The following is a 21,315-nucleotide window of genomic DNA, read 5'->3' on the forward strand; positions in this document are numbered from 1 at the left end:
AGTAAAATAGTTTTAAGTACCTTCTTAAATTCATAGTTGATAGACAAAGTAGTTAATTTTTTTTACGAAAAAAAGCCCCTTGTTTCATAAAACAAGAGGCCTAGCCAAATATAAAGAGAATTGCGGATTGAGAAATTTAAAGAGATTTGAGAGAGAAGTTTATTAAAGAGTTTTTATCAAAGTATGGATTATAATTCAGAAAGCTAGGTATTTAGTTTTTGCCAAAGCTAAAGCTAACATATACTTGAGCAGAGGTGTTTTTGATGGTGAGATAGTCAGATAAATTATTGTTACTATCTATTTGGAAATCTTTGTTAACATTGGTCAAGCCCAATACGTAACGTCCTCCTAAAGCAACTTTATCGGAAACTTTGTATTCCAAGCCACCAGCAAGTCCCAAGTCAATGTCTTTGAAAAGACCGTTGTAGTTGACTGAGAAAAAACCGTTTCCAATACCAATTTTGGTATTAGTTAAATAGCTTACTTGCGGACCAGCCAACAAAGAAAGTTCTTCGGTAACAGGGAATTTCAATAAAATAGGCAAAGAAAGATAGTGCATACCAATCGAGCCTACACTACCAATCTTGAAGCCTTGTTGTGAATAAAAAAGTTCGGGTTGAATTCCTATTTTGTCAGAAAGCATTAAATCTTGCAATACAATACCTGCATGAAAACCCGCTTTACCATCGATTATATCAACAGGTTCTGGTGACATGATAGCATCAGAATAAGTGAACCCGCCTTTGAAGGCAATTTTTTGAGCATTAGCAAACGATACTACACTTAATACGATAGCTAGGGAAGCAAGTAATTTTTTCATATTAGAAAAGTTAAATTTCTTGAAAGATGCGTTTTATAAATATGTACTTATAACGGCAAAGTGTTCCGAAGGTCTCATAACAAAATGTTAATACTTGTTAAGGTTTTGTTAATGCTCCGAAAAGAGCAACAAAAAAGGTCTTAGCATTACTTGCTAAGACCTTCATAATCATTTTAATACCGTTTAGAGGCCTAAAATTTTACTTTTTTTAAAAAAATAAAAAAAATCTGTCCGTATGTCGTTTATTCTTCTTTGCGTCCCTGTTTTTCATTAATCTTCATTTGGAGAAAATATGATAACAAAAGTCCAATTCCACCAAATACAAAAATCATAGAGAAATATGCTACCTCGTCGTCGAAGCCCAAATTTGCTTCAAGGAAATGTCCAATTAATAAGCCTAGACCAACACCAATAGCCACTAAACCCCAACGTAGAGAATTGGCAGGATTAATATTGATAGACTTGCTTGGAGGCATCATTCCTTTGGCAATCATTGCCATTTTTTCGTCGTTGTCGAATTTTCTTAAAAATACAATCATCGTAAATAAGCCTACTGTACTCACGATTGGGATTAAGAGCGCAACCAATCCTTCTGAAACCATGTCTTTATAAATGTTTAAGTTGTTAAAATCTGTATACATTTCAGTCACCTTCATTGCTAGCGTCTATGTCGGTGTTTGCTGAATATTTGACTATAGGATGAAGGTTTCAGAAGAAAGGTTACAGGGGGGAGGAATTTTTTTTGAATTTTAAAGAGCAAATGGGGAGTTTTGAGTTTTGAGTGCGGAGTTAGGGAGGATTTGGGATGTTGGATTGCAGAATTACAAATTCCTTTTTTTTCTAAAAACTCAGGGCACCCTATTTTAAGCAAAGATAACTCATTACTCAAAATTTCTAACTCCCCCTTTGTGCCTTTGCCACTGTTGCCTACTGTTCACTTATAAAAATTTAATCTACAAATAATATTGTTTTTTCTGAGAAAATTCTAAATTTGAAGTATATGAAAAAATGGTACTATATATGCATTTGGTTGGGACTTTGCTCGCTTTGTAGTTGCGAGATAAACGACTATGTAGAACCACAAGCATTGCCCGACGCGACACACGAGGGTTTACAAACTTTTGGTACTAAAATCAATGGAAGTTTGTGGGTACCTTTTCAAAAATATCGTTCTAATCCCAATATCAAGCCAGCTCCTGTGGTTTGGGGAAAATTACAACAACAGACTTTACGCATTGCCGTAACCAATCAGCAAACATTGGAGTCGATTAGCTTGATGATTAATGGGGTCAATGGAGTTGGTACATATCGTTTTATGAGTTTTTTCCCGAAAAATGCTTTGGAGTTTACTCCCTATGCTAGTTTGTATCAGCGTTGCGCCAACGGCGATTGTGCACAATATGTAGTTTGTAATACCTGCGAAAACAAAGTGAATATTACTTATTACGACACTACAAGAAAGATTTTTTCAGGAACATTTGAGGTAACATTCCAAAAAAAGGATAGCCCTTCAGAGAGAGTTACCCTTTCTGATGGTCGTTTTGATATAAGAGATTAAGCTATTTTTTCATCTTTCTAAATCCCCAGTATCCTAACCCTCCTAATATCAAAAGCATCCAGAATCTGGTAAAGAATAGGATTAGGTCTTGAAATAAATACCAGCCTTGATTTACGCTTTCGATTAAACTAACTCCAAAATTTGGTCTTTTAAACGCTTCACTTTCAAGATTAGCAAGCACTTCTCGGTGTACTTGTGCAGGCTGATAAATGTGTACATTGATGGTGCTGTAGGCAACTTGATCTTTTAAGGCAAGTGTTTCAATCTGACGTGTATCCGCTTGCGATTGTATATGATAGAGGCTTTCTGTCGCAGGAGCCGTATCTTTTAGATTTGTTCCCTTCTTGATTTCTTGGTTATATTTCTTTTCAAAACTGCTAAATCGACTTTTCCTTACTTGACTCGCCAGTAATTCAAGACTAACATCATTAGCACCGATAGATTGACTTTCCATGAACAATACATAAGGTTGTAATGCTATCAAAGCATCATCAAAATATACTGTAGGTATGCGCAAGGTAATTTGATTGGAAAGTTCGAAGGTCTCATTTCTCATCAAGGAATCTTGACTGATTGCTACATCTTGACTACTAATCACATTTGAACTCATGGTAGAGTTTGTCATAAAACCTCCCCATTTTTTGGTCAGTTCGGTAATATCATTGGTTGTTTTCTGAACATCTTTTACTCTAAAATTAAGCTGTGCTGTTCTCACAAATTGACGTTTGGCAGGCAAAGAAATGTCTCCTTCCATAGTAACCGAGGCAGAGTCTAAAGCCGCCGTTTCATACGATTCTGCTCCCGATTCTGATTTGTGCTCGGCACATGATACTAAGCCTATAGCAAGACTTATGGTGCTAATAATGATGTACTTTTTCATAGTTGTGGAAATGGTTGTTGGGAAAAGGTGAACAGGTATCAATATTTTAAAAACTTGATATATTCACTTAACGAGAAGGTAGATTCTATTATTTTGAATAATTAAAAAATAATTAAAAAAATATAAATTTTATTTTAATTATTGGGTTGGTTAGATTTAAGTTTTGTGTTTTAGGCACAAGGCAACAGGCACTAGGCAAAGAGTTGTACTTGCCTAATGCCTACTGCTTACAGCCTAAAGCACAAAATTATTTTCAATATTCCAAGACTTCCTGATTTTATCAAAGCCGAAATAGGAGAGTATTAGAGATATACCTTAACTTGCAAAGGAAAGTGTGAGAGGGAGATGTTTATTTCATTCAAAACTATTTTTACATAACAAAACAAAAATGGCACTTATTAAACCAGTAAAAGGTGTTTCGCCAGTATGGGGCGAAAATTGTTGGATTGCAGAAAATGCAACGATTGTTGGAGATGTAAAAATGGGCGACAACTGTACGATTTGGTTCAATGCGGTAGTGAGAGGCGATGTCAATGCGATTGAAATTGGTCATAATACCAATATTCAGGATGGGGCAGTGATACATTGTACTTATCAAAAAACAAAGACAATTATTGGCAATTATGTTTCGATAGCACATAATGCTGTAGTCCATGGTTGTGTAATCGAGGACCAAGTATTGATTGGTATGGGGGCAATTGTCATGGATGGCGCCGTCATAGAATCGGGTTCGATTATTGCCGCAGGTGCCATCGTTACACAAAACACTCGTGTTCCAGCAGGCTCTATTTATGCAGGAAATCCTGCCAAATTATTAAAAGAAGTATCACCAGCAGCGGCGGAGGTATTTATGCGCACGGCAAATAATTACTTGATGTATGCCGAATGGTTTAAAGAGTAAAAAAGTTTACTCATCCTGATATAATGAGGATAGGTAGATTGAAAACAGATATGAAGTCGTGTAAAACTAGATTTGAATTTTTTGTTTTAGGCACAAGGCAAAGAGTGTTAAATGTTTTTTAGTAACGATAGCTATGTATTTGCCGAATGCCCAAAGCTGAAAGCCGTAAGCTCAAAAAATAAATTTCATTTTGCGTGCTAACTTATTATTCCCTGATTCCTAATAACTAAGAACAATTATAGAAATGGCAACTATTTTCACAAAGATTATTAATGGCGAGATTCCTTGCCACAAAATTGCGGAAGACGAAAACTATCTAGCATTTTTGGATATCATGCCTTTGGCAGAAGGACATACTCTAGTAATTCCGAAAAGAGAAATTGATTATATTTTCGATATTGAAGACGAACTATTGTCAGGTTTGATGCTATTTGCCAAAAAAATCGCACCAGCTCTATCTCAAGCATGTCCAAGTAGACGTATTGGCGTGTCGGTAATTGGTTTGGAAGTACCTCATGCTCACGTGCATTTGATTCCTTTGAATACGATGAATGATATTAACTTCACTCGTGAAAAGCTCAAGCCAACACAAGAAGAATTAACAGCTACGGCAGAAAGAATAAAATCATTTTTGAAATAGCACTTTGCTTTCTTGCCTTTGTTGGAATTATTTCCAACAACTTGGCGTCAGCAACATTCCAGCTTAATACTGTCCTGTAAACTTGGCTAGTTGGATAAAACTCAAACTATTGCATAAAAAAGCGGTCGAAAAATGTTTTCCGACCGCTTTTTTTGATGCTAGTGTGCGAGATATGATTTGGTTTAAGACGTAAAGTATTACGTCTCTACATCAAGAATATAAATCTTTAAAAAATCACTCAACCACTCAATCACAAATCACTCAATTTAAGAATCTACTTCAAGAATGTTCTCAAAGTCATAATCTCGTTGGCAGGGACAGCTTTTTCGTATAAAATATTGTAAACGGCATCGATAATTGGCATCGATACATCGTATTGTTTGTTGACTTGATGAATACTTTTTACTGCATAATAGCCTTCAGCTACCATGTTCATTTCAATTTGCGCTGATTTGACAGAATAGCCACGTCCAATCATATTACCGAAAGTACGGTTACGTGAAAATTGCGAGTAGGCAGTTACTAGCAAGTCACCCAAATACCCAGAGCTATGAAGGTCACGGTAAGGGTCAGGGTAAACTATATCTAGGAAACGTTTGATTTCTTGCATCGCATTAGATACCATTACTGCTTGGAAGTTATCGCCGTAGCCTAGTCCGTGGGTAATACCACAAGCCATGGCAATAATATTTTTGATAACAGCACAGTATTCTACACCATACAAATCACCAATAGGATTGGCCTGAATGTAGCGACAACTCATAAGGTTGGCATAATCCTGCGCCACATGAAGGTTGGGAGATGCAATCGTCAAATAAGATTGTTTTTCGAGGGCAACCTCTTCGGCGTGACAAGGGCCCGCAATCGCCGCAAGCATATTTTGAGGAACTCCAAATACCTTTTCCATCCAGTCTGTAACCAACATATTTTCCTCAGGAATCATCCCTTTGATGGCAGAAACAATCTTTTTACCAGCAAAGTGATTACGGTTAAGGTTTTTGAGTGCATCAGGAATAAATGCCGCAGGTACAGCCAAAATGACGTATTCTACACCATTAAGGGCATCATGCATCTTGTGATATGCACGCACCTTACGAGGATTCAACGGAGCATCGGTTAGGTAACTAGGATTATGATTGTATTTTTTGATAAAATCCACATCCGATTTGCGACGCAACCACCACTTGATTTTAACGTTGTTTTCCGACAAAATCTTAATAATTGCTGTAGCCCAACTGCCACCACCCAATACTGCGATTTGAGTAGGCAAATTTTTCTTAAAAGCTGGAATTTCTGTCATGGGAGTAAAGTTACATACTTCTGGGAATTTTGGAGTTATGTGATTCCGAGGTTTTTTTGCTAATTTGTTATGCGTATTGGCAAATGTACCTGCCACACCACATTTATCTCAACAATAAACGCTTCATCTTACATGAAAAAAATCTATTTCTTCATTTTTGCTTACCTCTGTTGTTCGATGACTTTTGCCCAAAAACTAAGCATCGAAAGTATCATGCAAGACCCCAAGAATAGTATCGGAAGTTTACCTTCTAATATTTTCTGGTCGGAAGATAACAAAACTATTTATTTTAACTGGAATCCTGATAAAAATAAGGCCGACTCTCTTTATGGTTTATTAGTTTCTGACAAAAAAATCTTCAAAGTATCGCCTAGTGTACGTCGTGGATTGCCTTCTGCTTTTGGCGTGTATAGCAAAGACCGTTCTAAGAAAGTATTTACTCGTAACGGAGATATTTTTTTGATGGATACCCAAACACAAGCAGTACGCCAGATTACCAATACTTTGGAATATGAATCTGATGCGGAGTTTTCGGGAAAAGAGGATAAAATTATTTTTACAAAAGCCAATAACCTGTTTAGTTTCAATCTTTCCAATGGCGAATTGGTTCAGCTAAGTAATTTTATTGCAGGTGCAAAAAGACCAGAAGCTAAACAAAGCGAACAAGATAAATGGTTGAAACAAGATCAATTATCAATGTTTGAAATTTTGAAAGAACGTGCGGATAAAAAGAAAGAAGGCGAAAAAATTAGTAAAGCCGATTCTCCAAAACGTCCCAAAGAATTTTACCTAGACGAAAAGCGTGTCGACAACCTCGTGTTGAGCCCAGATGGCAACTATATTACTTTTCGCTTAGTAAAAGCTGCTACAGGAAGCAAGTCTACGATTGTGCCAAATTATGTTACAGAGTCAGGCTTTACGGAAGATATCCCTGCTCGTACCAAAGTGGGTGCACCAGCAGCGAGCTATGAGTATTTTGTGTATCAAATTGCAAAGGACACAATTGTCTCTATCCCAACCAAAGGTATCGAAGGAATTTATGACCAACCTGCCTATTTGAAAGACTATGCAGTAAAAAAAGACACCACTAAAGCTAAAAAGCCTGAAGCAAGAATGGTGCTCATGAGCGGTCCAGTATGGTCTGAAGATAGTAAATATGCAGTTATGGTAGCTCGTAGTACTGATAATAAAGACCGTTGGATTTTGAAGTTTGACCCTATTACCCTCAAACTCGAAACTATCGATCGCCAACATGACGAAGCATGGATTGGTGGACCTAATATCGGTTTTGGTACAGGAAGCATAGGTTTTTTAGCTGATCAAAAAACTTTGTATTTTCAGTCAGAAGCTGATGGCTACTCGCATATTTATACTGTGGATTTGTCAAATAATCAAAAGAAACAATTGACAAAAGGAAAGTTTGAAGTTCAAAGTTTACAACTCTCAAAAGACAAAAACTTCTTTTATATCACCACGAACGAAGTACACCCAGGCGAACAGCATTTTTACAAAATGTCAGTTACTGGCGGTGAGCGTACTCGCTTGACCAAACTAGCGGGTTCTAATCAAGTAGTATTGTCACCAGATGAAACCAAGTTAGCTTATTTGCATTCTGAAAGTACCAAACCATGGGAATTGTATTTGCAAGACAATTCACCGACAGCCCCTGCAATGCAATTGACTCAATCAACCAGCGAACATTTTAAGGCATACAAATGGCGTGATCCACAAGTGTTGACCATCAAAGCCAGAGACGGTGAGGATATTTATGCTCGTTATTATGAAGGAAAAGGTGCAAAGGGTAAAAAGCCAGCGGTAATTTTTGTACATGGGGCAGGATATTTGCAAAATGCACATAAATGGTGGAGTCAATATTTCAGAGAATATATGTTCCATAATTTCTTGGTAGACAATGGCTATGATGTATTAGATATTGATTACCGTGGTTCGGCAGGCTATGGTCGTGATTGGCGTACAGGAATTTACCGTTTTATGGGAGGAAAAGACCTTACCGACCACGTAGATGCTGCTAAATGGCTGGTAGAAAAACATGGAGTAGATGCTAAGAAAATCGGTATTTATGGTGGTTCGTATGGTGGATTTATGACCTTGATGGCTTTGTTTACTTCTCCAGATACGTTCAAGGCTGGCGCTGCTTTACGTCCTGTAACTGATTGGGCTGCTTATAACCACCCTTACACGGCTAATATTTTGAATGAACCACAAAAAGATTCAATTGCTTATCGCCGTAGCTCGCCAATTTATCATGCAGCAGGTTTGAAAAATCGCTTATTGATTTGCCATGGTATGGTCGATGTAAACGTTCACTTCCAAGATGTTGTTCGTCTTTCACAAAGACTAATTGAGTTGAAAAAAGAAAATTGGGAGTTAGCAGCCTATCCAATGGAAGATCACGGTTTTGTAGAACCAACCTCATGGATGGACGAATACAAGCGTATTTTTAAACTTTTTGAAGAAGAGTTGAAAAAGTAATATTTATAAAAGGGAACAGGCAACAGGCACTAGGCACAGAGTGTTAAAATGTTTTTAACAAAGTTACTATTTCAAGACTTAGTCTTGGACTCATTTTTTAACAGTTTTAAACTGTTTTTAAACATTCATTGAAAAAGTCTAAATACCTTTTCTCTTTTTGTCCAGTAATCAGAAAACTTAATTAATTGAAGGTGTAAAATATTGATAATTAAAATTTTACATTCAAAATTTACAACTCATAATTCAGCATTCATACTTATCCTTGACACAATCTTAATTTAATCATGTTGGTACTTGAGAAATTAGCTGCTTTACAAAACCCTGAAAGGGCAAAATTGATGGCTCGTTATTTTAAAACGGGTAAAGGTCAATATGCCGAAGGGGACACTTTCTGGGGATTATCGAATCCTCAGGTTAGGAGTGTAGTAAAGGAGTTTTACAAACAAGTATCTATTGAGGAGGTTACGACGCTGGTTGAGCATTCGACACACGAAGTCCGTGCCTGTGGCTTACTGATGTGGGTAGAACAATTCAAGAAAGGTTCAACGATACAGCGTGCTCGTATCGTTGAACTTTATCTGAGTCATTTGGACTATATCAACAATTGGGATTTGGTCGACCTTACGGCACATTTTATTCTAGGGCCTTGGTTGCTCGACAAAGACCGTGATATTTTGTACGAATTAGCGCAACGCAATCATTTGTGGTCACAACGAGTGGCTATTATTACTTGCCTTGCTTTTATTCGAAAAGGGCAATTTGCCGATGCTCTTAGCCTGTGTGAAGGTTTTCTGACACATCGTCATGACCTTATTCACAAAGCAACAGGATGGATGCTCCGAGAAATAGGCAAGCGAGATGAGTTGGTCTTAAAAGAATTTTTGGATGAACACGTTTTAGCGATGCCTCGCACCATGTTGCGCTATGCTATCGAAAAGCTACCTCCAGCCGAGCGAAAAGCCTATCTTCTTGCCAAATAATAGCGAATAGGTAGCTTGGTTTATAAACATGACTCATCCCGAATTTAGTGATTATGTTAAAATTTGTATTCTCGCCGTAGAGACGCAATGATTGCGTCTAATGTTGAGGGAAAATCTAGCATAGTATCATCAAAAAAGCGGTCGAAAAATATTTTTCGACCGCTTTTTTGATAAAAACGTGGAGAATAATCCCTATCCTAAAAATTCAGGATGACTCATGTTTGATACTTTATTTCAGAATGATACCCCTTTAGACGCAATGCATTGCGTCTCTACAGATGGAATACAAATTTTAGAATAATCACTCATGCACTCAATCATCACTCACTAAATACTCCGACTGCTAGAAATTAAATTGTGCTTGTAATCTCAACAAATTACCGATTTGATGATTGTCAGGAAGGTTAGCGTCTTCGTAAGTTCTGTTTGAAATAGTATAAGTAGCAGTAAATTCAAAATAGTTTTTTAATTGCCATTCGGCACCAATTTCCAAGTCTTTTACCAAGTAGCTACGAGCATCAATTTCATGTTTTTTACCTCCATTGTAGTACTGATATTTGATAAAAGGCGTAACAAAATTATCGTTAACCTTCTGTCTCCACATCACTTGTGCATAACCTCCGTGTAGATTTCTTACTTCAGTCGTCATTGTTTCAGGGTTGAATTGCGGTCCTTGCCCAACATTATACTCTGCTTGAAAACCAAAAGGTTGTGGGTACACTACCACCGTTGCGCCAACACGGCGGTCTGTAAAGTCTGAAACCGTAGCTTTATTTTTTGTGTTTTTTTCAATCACATATTTTCCTGTATATGCCTGCAAGCTCGTTTCTATAATTTGACCATTCTTAAATTGAAATGGATAGGTAATTCTCGAAACTACATGTGGTTCGTTATTAGCTTCGGTTCTGTTGGCATTTTGACCGTTGTAAAAACCCAATGCAAATACCCCATAATCGCCACTACCTTTGAGACCCGAAGAAACCAAATAAGCAAAACGCTCACGGATTTTGGCTGGTGCCCAATAGAAAAATACACCCAAATCTCGCTCGTTAGAAACAGGACTATTGGTCGGATCGGCACGGTCGAGTGAAAGACGGTTTTGTGAAGATTGCATATTTTCGAAACCGTAAGGTACTTTGCTTTGTCCAAAGCGCAAGCGATATTCTTTTTTAGCATCGAGAGCCAAATCAAAATACGCATCACGGATTTGTAAGGCGTGTTGAAAACTTCCACTGACATTAGAAGCAAAGTCAGGCTGGATATAGATATATAATCTTTCGGATACATCGCCCGAAATAATCACACGTCCACGGCGGATAAAGAAACCACCATTTTCTCCCCAAGATCTATCACATTGCTCACATTTGAGCTTTTCGTTGGTTTCTAATAAACGATTGTAACGTACTTGTGCATAACCTCTAATCGAGATTTTTTCATACCATTTTTTTGGTGCTACTGTTTTCTCTGTGCTCTGAGCTAAAGAGAAATATACAGGACATAAAATAATAAGGTAAACAAGGGCTTTTAACGTTTTCATAAAACTTGAAGATTCTACCGTAACGACATAGTAATCCCATAGAATTGAACGCCAGTTTTCAATAAAAACAGGGGTTAATTCGCAAAAATTACTGATTCGATATAAGATTACTCATCATAAAGACAATAAGAAATCATACACGAAAATGGATTTCGATACAGGATGGAAGTTAATTTATTTGTCTGTGATTTGTGGTTCTTTACTGTTAATTGTCAGATAGGCCTATCCGACAATTAACAGCTATTTATATTAATTACTTGTTATTCTTACTAAATAATTGCTCAAAATTGCTAATGGCTAAATTGAGTTGAAGGATATTATTAATCTCAACATTGTCTTTGTTCGCATTATTGAAACGGAAAATGGTTTGTTGCATATAACCTGCTTCAACTGCCACAAACTTATTGAATTTGTACCCAAGTCCAACTAATAAACGGTTCTGGTCCATTAGATTAATGTTTGAAACTTTCTCGCCCATATTCACAAACAATTCATCATAAGCTTGTGCATAAAGGGTATTATCATCCATTTTGGCGTGGTTGATAGGAAGGGTCATTTTTACTTGATAACGGAAACGTTCTCTGAATGTCGCATTTGAGAAGTCACCACCATACAAAAAGCTTTTGTCATCGATACTTTGATTTTGTCCTAGCCAACGAAATTCATAGCGAAAACGGTTATCGATGCGTAAGCGACCAATGTTTTGCGACAAGGTAACTTGTGGAGATATACGATATTCTGAAAAAAAAGCGGAAGGAGCGCCATTGCTGAAGCGATTGGAACCTATCCAACCAAATGGCATCAATGAAAATCTTACGTTAGGATTAAGCTGAAAATGTACCCATGGACGAAAAACGTGCTGATTAAGATTATGGTAAGGGTTACCAGTTGTAGTACTTTCATTGTAATCCCCTTGCATATCTTGGCGACGTTGCTGGTTTTCTAGTTGCCATGAGAATTTTCCTGCAATTTTTCCCGAAATATTTAAGTCCGTCCAACCATTAGAAATATGATAATAGTTTCTTGGACTCTGGGAAAAAGATAATGCAGTAGCCATCAACGACAAAATTGCCGTCATGATAAACTTTTTCATAAACTTGGATTTTCTATATTGGTAGTATATGTTGAAATTCAATCTTGTACTAAAAGAGTCTCATGGTTTTCAACGACCATGAGACTCTTTTTAAATGATGGATTAACCAATAATCCAACGGAAGAAAACAAACAATGTAGCTGATAAAAGAATCGTAACTGGAAGTGTCAATACCCAAGCCATTACGATGTTTTTCACTGTACCACCTTGTAAGTTTTTGATACCTTTTGAAGCTACCATCGAACCAGCGATACCCGACGAAAGAACGTGAGTGGTAGATACTGGCCATTTGTAAGCCGTAGCCAAACCGATTGTGATAGAAGCAACCAACTCAGCCGAAGCACCTTGAGCGTAAGAAAGGTGTTGCTTACCGATTTTCTCACCGATTGTTACTACAATTCTTTTCCAACCAATCATAGTACCTAAACCTAATGATAAAGCAATCATCCACATTACCCAAGCTGGAGCAAAGTCTGTTAATGACGAAAGACCTTTGTTTGAGTTACCGAATGAGAAGAAAGGAGCTTTATCACCAGCAGTAGCTTTTTTCAGTTCTTTTTTGTCGTCAGCACTTAAGCTTACTGCATCGCTTTCAGACAATTTTTTTGTATGCTTATTAATAGCTAAAACATCTTTACGAATCTCTAGTTTTTTCTCAGTAGACAAATGATTAATTAATGATTTGTCTGTCAAAATTGTATTCAAAGCTACAGTAGCTTTCATTACTTTCGTATAACTTTCTTTTTCAGTAGAAGAAAGTTTGTTTGTATCGATTTTAGCAATGATTGTCTGAACTTTTACTACGGCACCTTGCAATTTGAATGGATCAACATCGGTATTGATCGCAAAATAACTTGGTAAGAAAGCAATCAAAATCATCATTACAAGACCGATACCTTTTTGACCGTCGTTACGTCCGTGGAAGAAACTTACCAATGTACAAGTCAAAAACAAAATACCACGAATCCACATTGGAGGAGGAGTATCTTTTTTCGGCTCTTTAAAAATTTCTTTATTAGGAACAGATTTTTTCAAAATGTACATAAATACAATTGCCACAGCAAAACCAAACAATGGAGATAACAAAAGTGCCTGACCAATTTCGGTAGCTTTATCCCAGTTTACTGTTGATAAACCAGCTTTATTTTCAGGTAAAAGAGCGTATCCAACACCAATACCAATGATTGAACCAATCAATGTGTGAGAAGAAGACGCTGGAATACCAAAATACCATGTTCCTAAGTTCCAAATAATAGCGGCACCTAACATAGATAAAGCCGTGGCCATGGAGTGATAGACGTTGGGGTCTATGAGTAGCTCCGTGGGTAATAATCCAATGATTGACATCGTTACACCAACACCACCAGTCAACAAACCAATAAAGTTCATAAAACCAGACCATACAACGGCTTGAGTAGGCTTCAATGAGTTTGTGTAGATAACAGTCGCAACCGCGTTAGCTGTATCGTGGAAACCATTAACAAATTCGAAAGCACAGGCTAAGAATAAGCAAAGGAAAAGTAAAATGAACAAGGACGTATCTAATCCGAACATAGTTTTTGAGAATTAATTATATGATATAAGAACGAATGCGTAAAAAGGAATTTTTGAATTAGTGAATCAGGTATTTTATCGTTTTTCTTATATCCCAAGTATTATTAAGACTTTTCATATTGGTATTTATCGCACAAAAGTAAAAATACTTATTTACGTCAATGTTAAGGAATTGTTAAATTTGGTAACATTGGGATAATTGCTTGATATTTAAGAATTTGTTATAATTTTTCCGAGTTAAGATATTACTTTGCTGATAAATACAAACTAAATACCTGTATCACCACCACAAACCCACATGAACAAACCAGTTGGATTGCTATGTCTTCTTTTGTATGTATTACTGTTGTTTGACACCTCAGTATTTGGGCAAAATGCCTCAAAAATTACGATCAGTGGCTACATCAAAGAAGCTGGAAGCGCCGAGCTGCTGCCAGGGGTAAATGTTATGCTGAAGGGTACCCGCATTGGGACTCAAAGCAATAATTACGGTTTTTATTCCTTGAGTGTTCTGGCTCAGGATAGTATTGAGGTGGTTTATAGTTTTGTAGGCTATCAAGTCTTTTCTCAAAAAATAGACGCAAAATCAAAATCGCTTACTATCAATGTTGATTTAAAACCTAGTAATCAAGATCTGGAGGAGGTAAAAGTCGTCGCCAATAGCGTTGAGCAACAAAAACTTTCGGAGCAAGTGCAAATGTCGCAGATTTCCATTCCGATTCAACAAATCAAAGAGATTCCAGCCTTCATGGGTGAAAAAGATGTATTGAAAGTTCTCCAACTGATGCCTGGCGTGCAAAAAGGAGCAGAAGGGAATGCTGGAATTTATGTGCGTGGTGGTGGCCCCGACCAAAATCTCCTGATTCTGGACGATGCCCCAGTATATAATGCCTATCACTTGTTTGGATTTTTCTCGGTATTTAATGGCGACGCACTCAAAAGCGTTGAACTAACCAAGGGCGGATTTCCTGCCCGTTTTGGTGGTCGACTTTCATCGGTAATAGAAATGCAAATGAAAGAAGGCAATAAAGAAGATTACCATGTAGAAGGAGGAATTGGCCTGATTGGGGCAAGAGTAGTAGCCGAAGGGCCTATTGATAAGCAAAAACGTTCATCATTTTTAGTATCTGCCAGACGCACTTATTTGGATATTTTGACCCAACCACTTATTCCCAAAGAACAAAAAGGAAGTCGCTACTATTTTTATGATTTCAATGCCAAATTGAATTATGATTTTGGACAAAAAAATCGACTATTCCTAAGTGGATATTTCGGGCAAGATCGACTCTATGTAAGAGATATGCAGTTGCAATCTAAATTGGAATCGTCGATTGAATGGGGAAACCAAACCGCTACCATACGCTGGAATCACCTTTATAGCGATAACCTTTTCAGTAATCTGTCTTTGATTTATAGTAAATACGATTTTATGACATCAAGTTTACAGTCTAATCTTGATGCAATAGGTATCAATAATTTCAGTTTGTATTATTCTTCTGGTATCAGAGACCTTGGTGCCAAGTTTGATATTGATTTTTTACCTAATCCCATTCATACTCTCAAAGCAGGAGCGCTAGCCACCATGCACCGTTTTACGCCATCTGCCATTGAGTTACAAGACGATATTGCTTCACGCTATAAAGATGCAGTCGAAAATATCGATGCGCTTGAATTAGGTATTTATCTGGAAGATAATTACAAGCCTCTCCCCAATTTACGATTCAACATAGGTTTACGCTATTCTAGTTTTAGTACTTCCGAAAAAGGATATCATAACTGGGAACCTCGCGGGGCTATGGCATGGACCTTACCCAAAGACTGGGCTTTGAAAGCATCGTATGCCGTAATGAATCAATATATTCATTTGGTGTCAAATTCAGGAGCAAGTTTGCCTACGGATTTATGGGTACCTTCTACTGACTTAATAAAACCGCAGCGCTCGCAGCAAGTAGCTTTGGGTTTTGCCAAAGATTTTCCCGAGCGACAGTTTAGTATTACGTTAGAAGGCTTCTATAAAACTATGAATCAAATCGTGGCATTGAAGGAGGGAAGCTCTTTTATCTTAAACGGTAGCCTTCAACGATTTACACAGGCCAAATCTCAAGAATCTCCATGGGAAAGTAATATGACTGCGGGCAAAGGGCGTTCTTATGGAGCTGAGTTTTTGTTACAGAAAAAACAGGTAAGTTTTCGGGCTGGATAGGTTATACTTTATCTTGGATTTTCCACCAGTTTGATGAATTGAATTTTGGGAAAGAGTTTTATCCCAAATACGACCGTCGTCATGATTTGTCCTTAGTAGGTATTTACCATTTAAAACCAAATGTTACGTTATCAGCTACGTGGGTATATGGAACAGGCAATGTGTTTACGATTCCAATTTCTACTTATGAAGTTTATAGTCATATCCCAGGTTTGAATCAAACTGGCGTAAATCAATATTATAACAGTGCCCGTGAAATACCTGATTATCGCGAAAGAAATAATTTTCGTGCACCGCCTTACCATCGCTTAGATGTGGGAGTGCAGTTCCATAAAAAACTGAAGAAAGGACATACTCGTACTTGGGAGTTTGGGGTTTATAATCTTTACAATCGCAAGAATGCCTATTTCTATTCCTTCAAAAGCGTGTATAACACCACAACCGACCAGACTACTAAATCCTTGGCACAGTATGCATTGTTTGGGATTATTCCTTCAGCAACTTATAGTTTTAAATTTTAATCTAACAGACCATGAAATCATTTCAATTTTGGCAAAAAATAGCAGTGGTAATAATGGCTCTGTTATCACTTAGTTCTTGTGAAACATTGGTCAATAATATTGCCCTTCCGTATGAAGAAAAACTGGTATTGCAGAGTTTTATTTGTCCGCAGGATACCATGATAGAAATATCATTGACTACCAACCAACCTGTAATTGGTGTTATCAACGAAGGTGAAGACCGATATCCAGTATTAAAAGATGCCGTAATTACGCTTTCGGATGGCACAAGAACTGTTACAGCCAAATACCAACAAATTACCTATCTTGATTATATCGAAGTAGACAGTACGGGACATTACAAAGAAAATTTTTTGACGAAAGACCGATATGTCATTTCGACCAAAGATATTCCTATTGTAGCAGGTGCAACGTACACCATGATAGCCAAAGCTAGGGGGAAAGAAGTAAAAGCAAAATGTACCGTACCAAACCAGCGAGTACAGCGAACAGCGATTAATCCATCATTGACAACAGGTTATGACCGAAATAGTAAAGCTTACCCAGCTCTTATCGTACGGGTATTAGACTTTGCCAGTACAGTCAATTACTATGCTGTGGGGGCATTTTATTATGAAAACATGAGGGTACTAGATGCTCAAAACCGCTTTGTGGTGGTTCGCCGTTTTGTCAATAGTCGCCAAGAATATATGAGCGATGCTGGACAAGATGGTATGACCTTGGCTACGCAGCCTATGTTGCTCAATACTACCAACGATTTGAATGTAGTTAGTCGCAATGCTGAAATTTATGTTGCTGTAACAGATTATCCATATTATCAGTTTAATATCTCGGTAGACAAAGTTCGTCGCAGTGGACGGAATCCATTTTCCGAACCTGTACTTACCTATACCAATGTGGAAAATGGTTTGGGCGTTTTTGCTTCTTATCAACAAATTAGAACGGCAGTCACAGTGATAAAATAATGGAGAGAATGGTGGTTGAATAATTAATTGAAATGTAGTTGTGAGGCATAGAACTCAAATACTACATTTTATCCAAAGAAATTTTAAAAAATACATAATCTCTTAGGTACAAATCACTCATTCCTTACCTTTGTGGCACTAAAACTTATGAATGTAGGTTTTTTCAATAAACGCTAGTACAAAAAACGCTGGCTTGATATTATGCTAAGAAGACCAAGAAGAAATCGTCAGTCTTCGGCTATCCGTGCAATGGTCGAAGAAACAACCGTATCTGTCAATGATTTGATTTATCCTATGTTTGTGATGGAAGGTCAAAATCTGACAACCGAAGTAAAATCTATGCCGGGTATTTTCCGCTACTCACTAGATAAATTGCTTGATGAATTAGCGGTTATTCAAGATTTAGGTATCCGTTCTATTGCCTTATTCCCTCAGATTCCCGAAGCAAAAAAAGATAAATATGCTACCGAAAGCCATCGCCAAGGTAATATTTATCTCGAATCAATCAACGCTATCAAAAATGCTTTTCCAGAAATCTGCATCATGTCAGACGTAGCCATGGATCCGTACAGTGCAGATGGTCATGATGGTATCGTCGAAAACGGACAGATTCTCAACGATGAGTCATTGGAAGTGTTGGCAAAAATGGCCGTAGCACAAGCCGAAGCTGGAGCCGACATTGTTGGTCCATCGGATATGATGGACGGGCGTATTGGGTATATCCGAGAAGCATTAGATGACAAAGGCTTTATCAATGTAGGAATCATGGCTTATTCAGCGAAATATGCTTCTGCTTTTTATGGCCCATTCCGTGATGCATTGGATTCAGCACCTAAGTTTGGAGATAAAAAGACCTACCAAATGAATCCTGCCAACATACGAGAAGCATTGGTTGAGGCTGAATTAGATTATTTGGAAGGAGCAGATTACTTGATGGTAAAACCTGGCTTGGCATATCTTGATGTAATCAAAACCTTGAATGATAATTTCAATATCCCAATTGCAGCTTATAACGTATCAGGCGAATATGCGATGGTAAAAGCAGCGGCTCAAAACGGCTGGTTGGATGGTACTCGTACGATGGTTGAATGTTTGACATCATTGAAGCGTGCCGGTTCAAAAGTGATTTTGACCTATTTTGCCAAAGAGTATGCAGAGTTGGTGAAATAATAGTGGGCTTTCGGCATTAAGCTCTGTGCAATAGGCTAAATGTTTATAAATCATAAACATATTTTGCCAAGCGCCCAGAGCTGATTGCCGAAAACCTAATATGGCGTTATTATCAACTACAAAGCCTCTCACCATAGGTAGGAGGCTTTAGTCATTAACCTTTTCTATTATTTGATAATTTTAATTTTTAATAATTTCTCAGGTTAAAGCTTAAGCTTGTCTAAGAGATTGTTTTTTTTGAACAGAAGAAAATTGCAAAGCGTACCTTGCTGATAAATTTATGTAATAGTAAAAATTTAAGTAATCGTTCAGGATTATATGTGTTTAGGCAACAGGCACAAGGCAAAGAGTGTTAAAATGTTTTTAACGACCACAGACATGCATTTTTCCCAAAGCCCACCGCCGAAAGCCGATACCTGAAAGCCTAAGCACAATCTTAAACTTTATTTTGCCCACTAACTTAAGTATTAGTGCTGAATTATGAGTTGTGAATTGTGAATGTAAAATTTTAATTATCAACATCTTACATCTCCAATTGATTAAATCTAATTCTGCACGATTACTTAATAGTAAAACTTTAAGTAATCGTACAGGATTAGATGTGTTTAGGCACAAGGCAAAGAATGTTATTTTTTTAGTAACTATAAATCTATTTTTGCCGAGTGCTCAAAGCTGAAAGCCGTAAGCTCAAAAATCAAATTTCACCTTCGTATAAGACTAGTAATCAAAATATTACACTCAAAACTCATACTTATACTTTTCTCAAAATGCGTTTTGTTTTCTCTTTCAATTAGAGATTTTTCATGAGAATAAAATCATTTTGTTCTTCAGAGCCTAATACGAAACTATGCACCCCTACTTTTTCGAAGCCCCACTTAGTATAAAAAGCGATGGCTTTCGGATTGTTTTCCCAAACGCCCAAGCCCATTTTCTTGAAACCTTGCTGTTTCGCATAATCAATACAAGCTTGCATCATTACCGAGCCTAGTCCTTTGCTATGATAACTTTTATCAACGTAAATACGCTGTATCTCGGCTGCCTCCGAATCTTCCAGAATTGTATCTATTGTTCGAATTTTGGCAAAAGCAATCATCGTATTGTCTTCAAACCCCACCAGATAAGTACTCCCTTTTTCGGATAGTTCGCCTGCCATTATTGCTGGCGTAAAATTCGTGTCCAGATATAATTGCAGATTTTCGGGCGTATTATAAATGGCATAGGTATCTACGAAAGTGCGACGAGCTAGTGCAAGGAGTGCTTCTACATGAGAAGAATTAGCTATTTGTACTTGCATGACGTTGACTAATGTTTTGATAGTACAAAGAAAATCTTTTGAACTTATAAGAAAAAATACTTATTTTATATTAAATAATGCTTTTTTGTTATAAGTATGGATATTCGACAACTAGAATATTTTTTGGGTGTAGCCTCTGAGTTGCACTTTTCGAAGGCTGCTGAAAAGCTATATGTAGCACAGCCAGCTTTGAGCCGACAAATTCAACAATTAGAAAATGAATTGGATGTAGTGCTTTTTGAACGAGATAAACGAAACGTAAAACTGACTCCTGCAGGCGAATATCTTCAAAATGAGGCATCAAGAATACTTTCGCAGCTAGAATATGTGCGTCTCAGAACACAATTGATACATAGAGGCGAGGAGGGTGATTTGAGAATTGCACACCCGGGGTCGGCTGTATTCTCAGTTTTGCCAACTTTGCTATCGGCATTAAAATTATACTTCCCCAAGATTCGAGCGGTATTGTCTGAGGTACTAGAAAATAAATTATTTGAGTCTTTACAAAATTATCAGGTGGATGTTGGCTTTGTAAGAGAACCAATTCCAGATAAATATTTGAATTCGAGGCTCATTTTTGAGGAATGTTTTTCGCTGGTAGTACCACCAAACCATCCTTTGACTAAGGAAAACTTTACGGGACTGAGACAAGTACAAAACGAATCGTTTATCTTACCTCCAAGGCATGCAGGCTCGACCTACCATGATATTTTGTTGAGAATGTGTGAGCGTGAAGGATTTTTACCCAATATTATTCATGAGTCAAATTTTGGGACTACGATTTTAAAATTGGTTGAGCATAATTTAGGTGTAAGCTTGTTGCCATCTTCCTACCGCATTAGTTCGCCAGTTAATGTGCGATTCATTGATTTAGACCAATTGCCAGAAAGAACGCAGTTATCGATGGTTTGGAGAAAAGACGATACCAATCCGATTTTGCATAACTTTTTGGATACCGCCAGCTCGGTAGATTTTAGATATGATTGATGACTGGGTAAAAAAATAGGCATAAAGGAGCAGAATACACCTTTATGCCTGTTTATGTTGATATCACCAAAAGTGATTATGCCGCTGTGCGGTAATAATTTGTTGGGTTTCTTTGTTTACGATATATACCACATAAGCTTGGAGTGTCGCCAGAGCTTAGATCCATAATTTGAATTTCAAATACAGCGCTAATTTTTTCTAAATGTTTGGAGGCGTTCAATAAGCTATTCCAATCTGCATTGACAACAAGGCGTAACTTACGGTATCGTGAGACTTCTTCACGGTTGCTTAATTCAATAAATTGGACTTCTTCAAAATATTTTTGAAGCGTGTTCATCAGTAAATGAACAGTGAAATCGTTGTCCTGAAAGCCGAGTGTGAGAAGGTAAGTTTCCATAAGCTTATAATTGTTTATGATT

General features: G+C 37.3%; 19 protein-coding genes. 10 read left to right on the forward strand and 9 right to left on the reverse strand.

Annotated features, from left to right (window positions below):
• Positions 1-211: 211 nt before the first annotated feature.
• Positions 212-820, reverse strand: a complete 609-nt coding sequence (locus BWI92_RS05975; protein ID WP_095161209.1) for a porin family protein — start codon at positions 818-820, stop codon at positions 212-214.
• A gap of 242 nt (positions 821-1,062) precedes the next feature.
• A complete protein-coding gene (locus BWI92_RS05980) occupies positions 1,063-1,422 on the reverse strand; it encodes a DUF6249 domain-containing protein (protein ID WP_141234697.1) in 360 nt (119 codons plus the stop codon).
• A 398-nt stretch (positions 1,423-1,820) separates the two neighbouring features.
• Between BWI92_RS05980 and BWI92_RS05985 the strand changes: the two genes are divergently transcribed.
• A complete protein-coding gene (locus BWI92_RS05985; protein WP_095161211.1) occupies positions 1,821-2,378 on the forward strand; it encodes a DUF5025 domain-containing protein in 558 nt (185 codons plus the stop codon).
• Position 2,379: 1 nt separating this feature from the next.
• Here the strand turns inward: BWI92_RS05985 and BWI92_RS05990 are convergent, their stop codons facing one another.
• The gene (locus tag BWI92_RS05990; RefSeq protein ID WP_095161212.1) at positions 2,380-3,258 is read right to left on the reverse strand and encodes a DUF4349 domain-containing protein; all 879 of its coding nucleotides are present in this window, start codon (positions 3,256-3,258) and stop codon (positions 2,380-2,382) included.
• A gap of 388 nt (positions 3,259-3,646) precedes the next feature.
• Between BWI92_RS05990 and BWI92_RS05995 the strand changes: the two genes are divergently transcribed.
• Positions 3,647-4,159 (forward strand): gamma carbonic anhydrase family protein, encoded by a 513-nt coding sequence (locus tag BWI92_RS05995; RefSeq protein WP_095161213.1) that lies wholly within the window; start codon positions 3,647-3,649, stop codon positions 4,157-4,159.
• Between the two features lie 244 nt (positions 4,160-4,403).
• Positions 4,404-4,799, forward strand: coding sequence for an HIT family protein (locus BWI92_RS06000; RefSeq protein WP_095161214.1), 396 nt, complete (start codon positions 4,404-4,406; stop codon positions 4,797-4,799).
• A gap of 274 nt (positions 4,800-5,073) precedes the next feature.
• Here BWI92_RS06000 and BWI92_RS06005 read toward each other — a convergent pair whose 3' ends face one another.
• Positions 5,074-6,099 (reverse strand): NAD(P)H-dependent glycerol-3-phosphate dehydrogenase, encoded by a 1,026-nt coding sequence (locus BWI92_RS06005; protein ID WP_095161215.1) that lies wholly within the window; start codon positions 6,097-6,099, stop codon positions 5,074-5,076.
• 132 nt (positions 6,100-6,231) lie between these two features.
• On the opposite strand from BWI92_RS06005, the gene BWI92_RS06010 reads away from it, so the two are divergent.
• Together BWI92_RS06010 and BWI92_RS06015 are read left to right on the forward strand one after the other, a co-directional pair.
• A complete protein-coding gene (locus tag BWI92_RS06010) occupies positions 6,232-8,592 on the forward strand; it encodes an alpha/beta fold hydrolase (RefSeq protein ID WP_095161216.1) in 2,361 nt (786 codons plus the stop codon).
• 284 nt (positions 8,593-8,876) lie between these two features.
• The gene (locus BWI92_RS06015) at positions 8,877-9,572 is read left to right on the forward strand and encodes a DNA alkylation repair protein (protein WP_095161217.1); all 696 of its coding nucleotides are present in this window, start codon (positions 8,877-8,879) and stop codon (positions 9,570-9,572) included.
• A 343-nt stretch (positions 9,573-9,915) separates the two neighbouring features.
• Here the strand turns inward: BWI92_RS06015 and BWI92_RS06020 are convergent, their stop codons facing one another.
• From BWI92_RS06020 to BWI92_RS06030, 3 genes are all read right to left on the reverse strand, one after another.
• Positions 9,916-11,109 (reverse strand): porin, encoded by a 1,194-nt coding sequence (locus tag BWI92_RS06020; RefSeq protein ID WP_095161218.1) that lies wholly within the window; start codon positions 11,107-11,109, stop codon positions 9,916-9,918.
• Positions 11,110-11,362: 253 nt separating this feature from the next.
• Entirely contained in the window at positions 11,363-12,202 is an 840-nt protein-coding gene (locus BWI92_RS06025) for a DUF2490 domain-containing protein (RefSeq protein ID WP_095161219.1), read from the reverse strand.
• Between the two features lie 102 nt (positions 12,203-12,304).
• The gene (locus BWI92_RS06030; RefSeq protein WP_095161220.1) at positions 12,305-13,756 is read right to left on the reverse strand and encodes an inorganic phosphate transporter; all 1,452 of its coding nucleotides are present in this window, start codon (positions 13,754-13,756) and stop codon (positions 12,305-12,307) included.
• Positions 13,757-14,054: 298 nt separating this feature from the next.
• Between BWI92_RS06030 and BWI92_RS06035 the strand changes: the two genes are divergently transcribed.
• From BWI92_RS06035 to hemB, 4 genes are all read left to right on the forward strand, one after another.
• On the forward strand, positions 14,055-15,959 hold the full coding sequence (locus BWI92_RS06035) for a TonB-dependent receptor (RefSeq protein ID WP_310588871.1): 1,905 nt from the start codon (positions 14,055-14,057) through the stop codon (positions 15,957-15,959).
• 38 nt (positions 15,960-15,997) lie between these two features.
• Positions 15,998-16,480, forward strand: coding sequence for a hypothetical protein (locus BWI92_RS28630; RefSeq protein WP_310588872.1), 483 nt, complete (start codon positions 15,998-16,000; stop codon positions 16,478-16,480).
• Positions 16,481-16,491: 11 nt separating this feature from the next.
• Positions 16,492-17,445: a DUF4249 family protein gene (locus tag BWI92_RS06040; RefSeq protein WP_095161221.1), complete on the forward strand. Its 954-nt coding sequence runs from the start codon at positions 16,492-16,494 to the stop codon at positions 17,443-17,445.
• Positions 17,446-17,646: 201 nt separating this feature from the next.
• Positions 17,647-18,615 (forward strand): porphobilinogen synthase, encoded by a 969-nt coding sequence (gene hemB, locus BWI92_RS06045; protein ID WP_095161222.1) that lies wholly within the window; start codon positions 17,647-17,649, stop codon positions 18,613-18,615.
• Positions 18,616-19,405: 790 nt separating this feature from the next.
• On the opposite strand, the gene BWI92_RS06050 is transcribed toward hemB, so the two are convergent.
• Positions 19,406-19,909: a GNAT family N-acetyltransferase gene (locus BWI92_RS06050; RefSeq protein WP_095161223.1), complete on the reverse strand. Its 504-nt coding sequence runs from the start codon at positions 19,907-19,909 to the stop codon at positions 19,406-19,408.
• A 96-nt stretch (positions 19,910-20,005) separates the two neighbouring features.
• On the opposite strand from BWI92_RS06050, the gene BWI92_RS06055 reads away from it, so the two are divergent.
• Positions 20,006-20,896, forward strand: a complete 891-nt coding sequence (locus BWI92_RS06055) for a LysR substrate-binding domain-containing protein (RefSeq protein WP_095161224.1) — start codon at positions 20,006-20,008, stop codon at positions 20,894-20,896.
• Positions 20,897-20,972: 76 nt separating this feature from the next.
• Here the strand turns inward: BWI92_RS06055 and BWI92_RS06060 are convergent, their stop codons facing one another.
• A complete protein-coding gene (locus BWI92_RS06060) occupies positions 20,973-21,293 on the reverse strand; it encodes a hypothetical protein (RefSeq protein ID WP_095161225.1) in 321 nt (106 codons plus the stop codon).
• Between the last annotated feature and the right edge of the window lie 22 nt (positions 21,294-21,315).

This window comes from Flectobacillus sp. BAB-3569, from assembly GCF_002270355.1.
Lineage (GTDB): Bacteria > Bacteroidota > Bacteroidia > Cytophagales > Spirosomataceae > Flectobacillus > Flectobacillus roseus.

Excerpts from the sequence above, each read along its gene's own strand:
- BWI92_RS05990 (WP_095161212.1), bottom strand. The coding sequence starts at position 3,258 with ATGAAAAAGTACATCATTATTAGCACCATAAGTCTTGCTATAGGCTTA.
- BWI92_RS06025 (WP_095161219.1), bottom strand. The coding sequence starts at position 12,202 with ATGAAAAAGTTTATCATGACGGCAATTTTGTCGTTGATGGCTACTGCA.
- BWI92_RS06030 (WP_095161220.1), bottom strand. The coding sequence starts at position 13,756 with ATGTTCGGATTAGATACGTCCTTGTTCATTTTACTTTTCCTTTGCTTA.
- BWI92_RS06020 (WP_095161218.1), bottom strand. The coding sequence starts at position 11,109 with ATGAAAACGTTAAAAGCCCTTGTTTACCTTATTATTTTATGTCCTGTA.
- BWI92_RS06035 (WP_310588871.1), top strand. The coding sequence starts at position 14,055 with ATGAACAAACCAGTTGGATTGCTATGTCTTCTTTTGTATGTATTACTG.
- BWI92_RS06015 (WP_095161217.1), top strand. The coding sequence starts at position 8,877 with ATGTTGGTACTTGAGAAATTAGCTGCTTTACAAAACCCTGAAAGGGCA.
- BWI92_RS06050 (WP_095161223.1), bottom strand. The coding sequence starts at position 19,909 with ATGCAAGTACAAATAGCTAATTCTTCTCATGTAGAAGCACTCCTTGCA.
- BWI92_RS05975 (WP_095161209.1), bottom strand. The coding sequence starts at position 820 with ATGAAAAAATTACTTGCTTCCCTAGCTATCGTATTAAGTGTAGTATCG.
- BWI92_RS05985 (WP_095161211.1), top strand. The coding sequence starts at position 1,821 with ATGAAAAAATGGTACTATATATGCATTTGGTTGGGACTTTGCTCGCTT.
- BWI92_RS06040 (WP_095161221.1), top strand. The coding sequence starts at position 16,492 with ATGAAATCATTTCAATTTTGGCAAAAAATAGCAGTGGTAATAATGGCT.
- BWI92_RS06005 (WP_095161215.1), bottom strand. The coding sequence starts at position 6,099 with ATGACAGAAATTCCAGCTTTTAAGAAAAATTTGCCTACTCAAATCGCA.
- BWI92_RS06060 (WP_095161225.1), bottom strand. The coding sequence starts at position 21,293 with ATGGAAACTTACCTTCTCACACTCGGCTTTCAGGACAACGATTTCACT.
- BWI92_RS05995 (WP_095161213.1), top strand. The coding sequence starts at position 3,647 with ATGGCACTTATTAAACCAGTAAAAGGTGTTTCGCCAGTATGGGGCGAA.
- BWI92_RS06010 (WP_095161216.1), top strand. The coding sequence starts at position 6,232 with ATGAAAAAAATCTATTTCTTCATTTTTGCTTACCTCTGTTGTTCGATG.
- BWI92_RS05980 (WP_141234697.1), bottom strand. The coding sequence starts at position 1,422 with ATGGTTTCAGAAGGATTGGTTGCGCTCTTAATCCCAATCGTGAGTACA.
- BWI92_RS06000 (WP_095161214.1), top strand. The coding sequence starts at position 4,404 with ATGGCAACTATTTTCACAAAGATTATTAATGGCGAGATTCCTTGCCAC.
- hemB (WP_095161222.1), top strand. The coding sequence starts at position 17,647 with ATGCTAAGAAGACCAAGAAGAAATCGTCAGTCTTCGGCTATCCGTGCA.
- BWI92_RS06055 (WP_095161224.1), top strand. The coding sequence starts at position 20,006 with ATGGATATTCGACAACTAGAATATTTTTTGGGTGTAGCCTCTGAGTTG.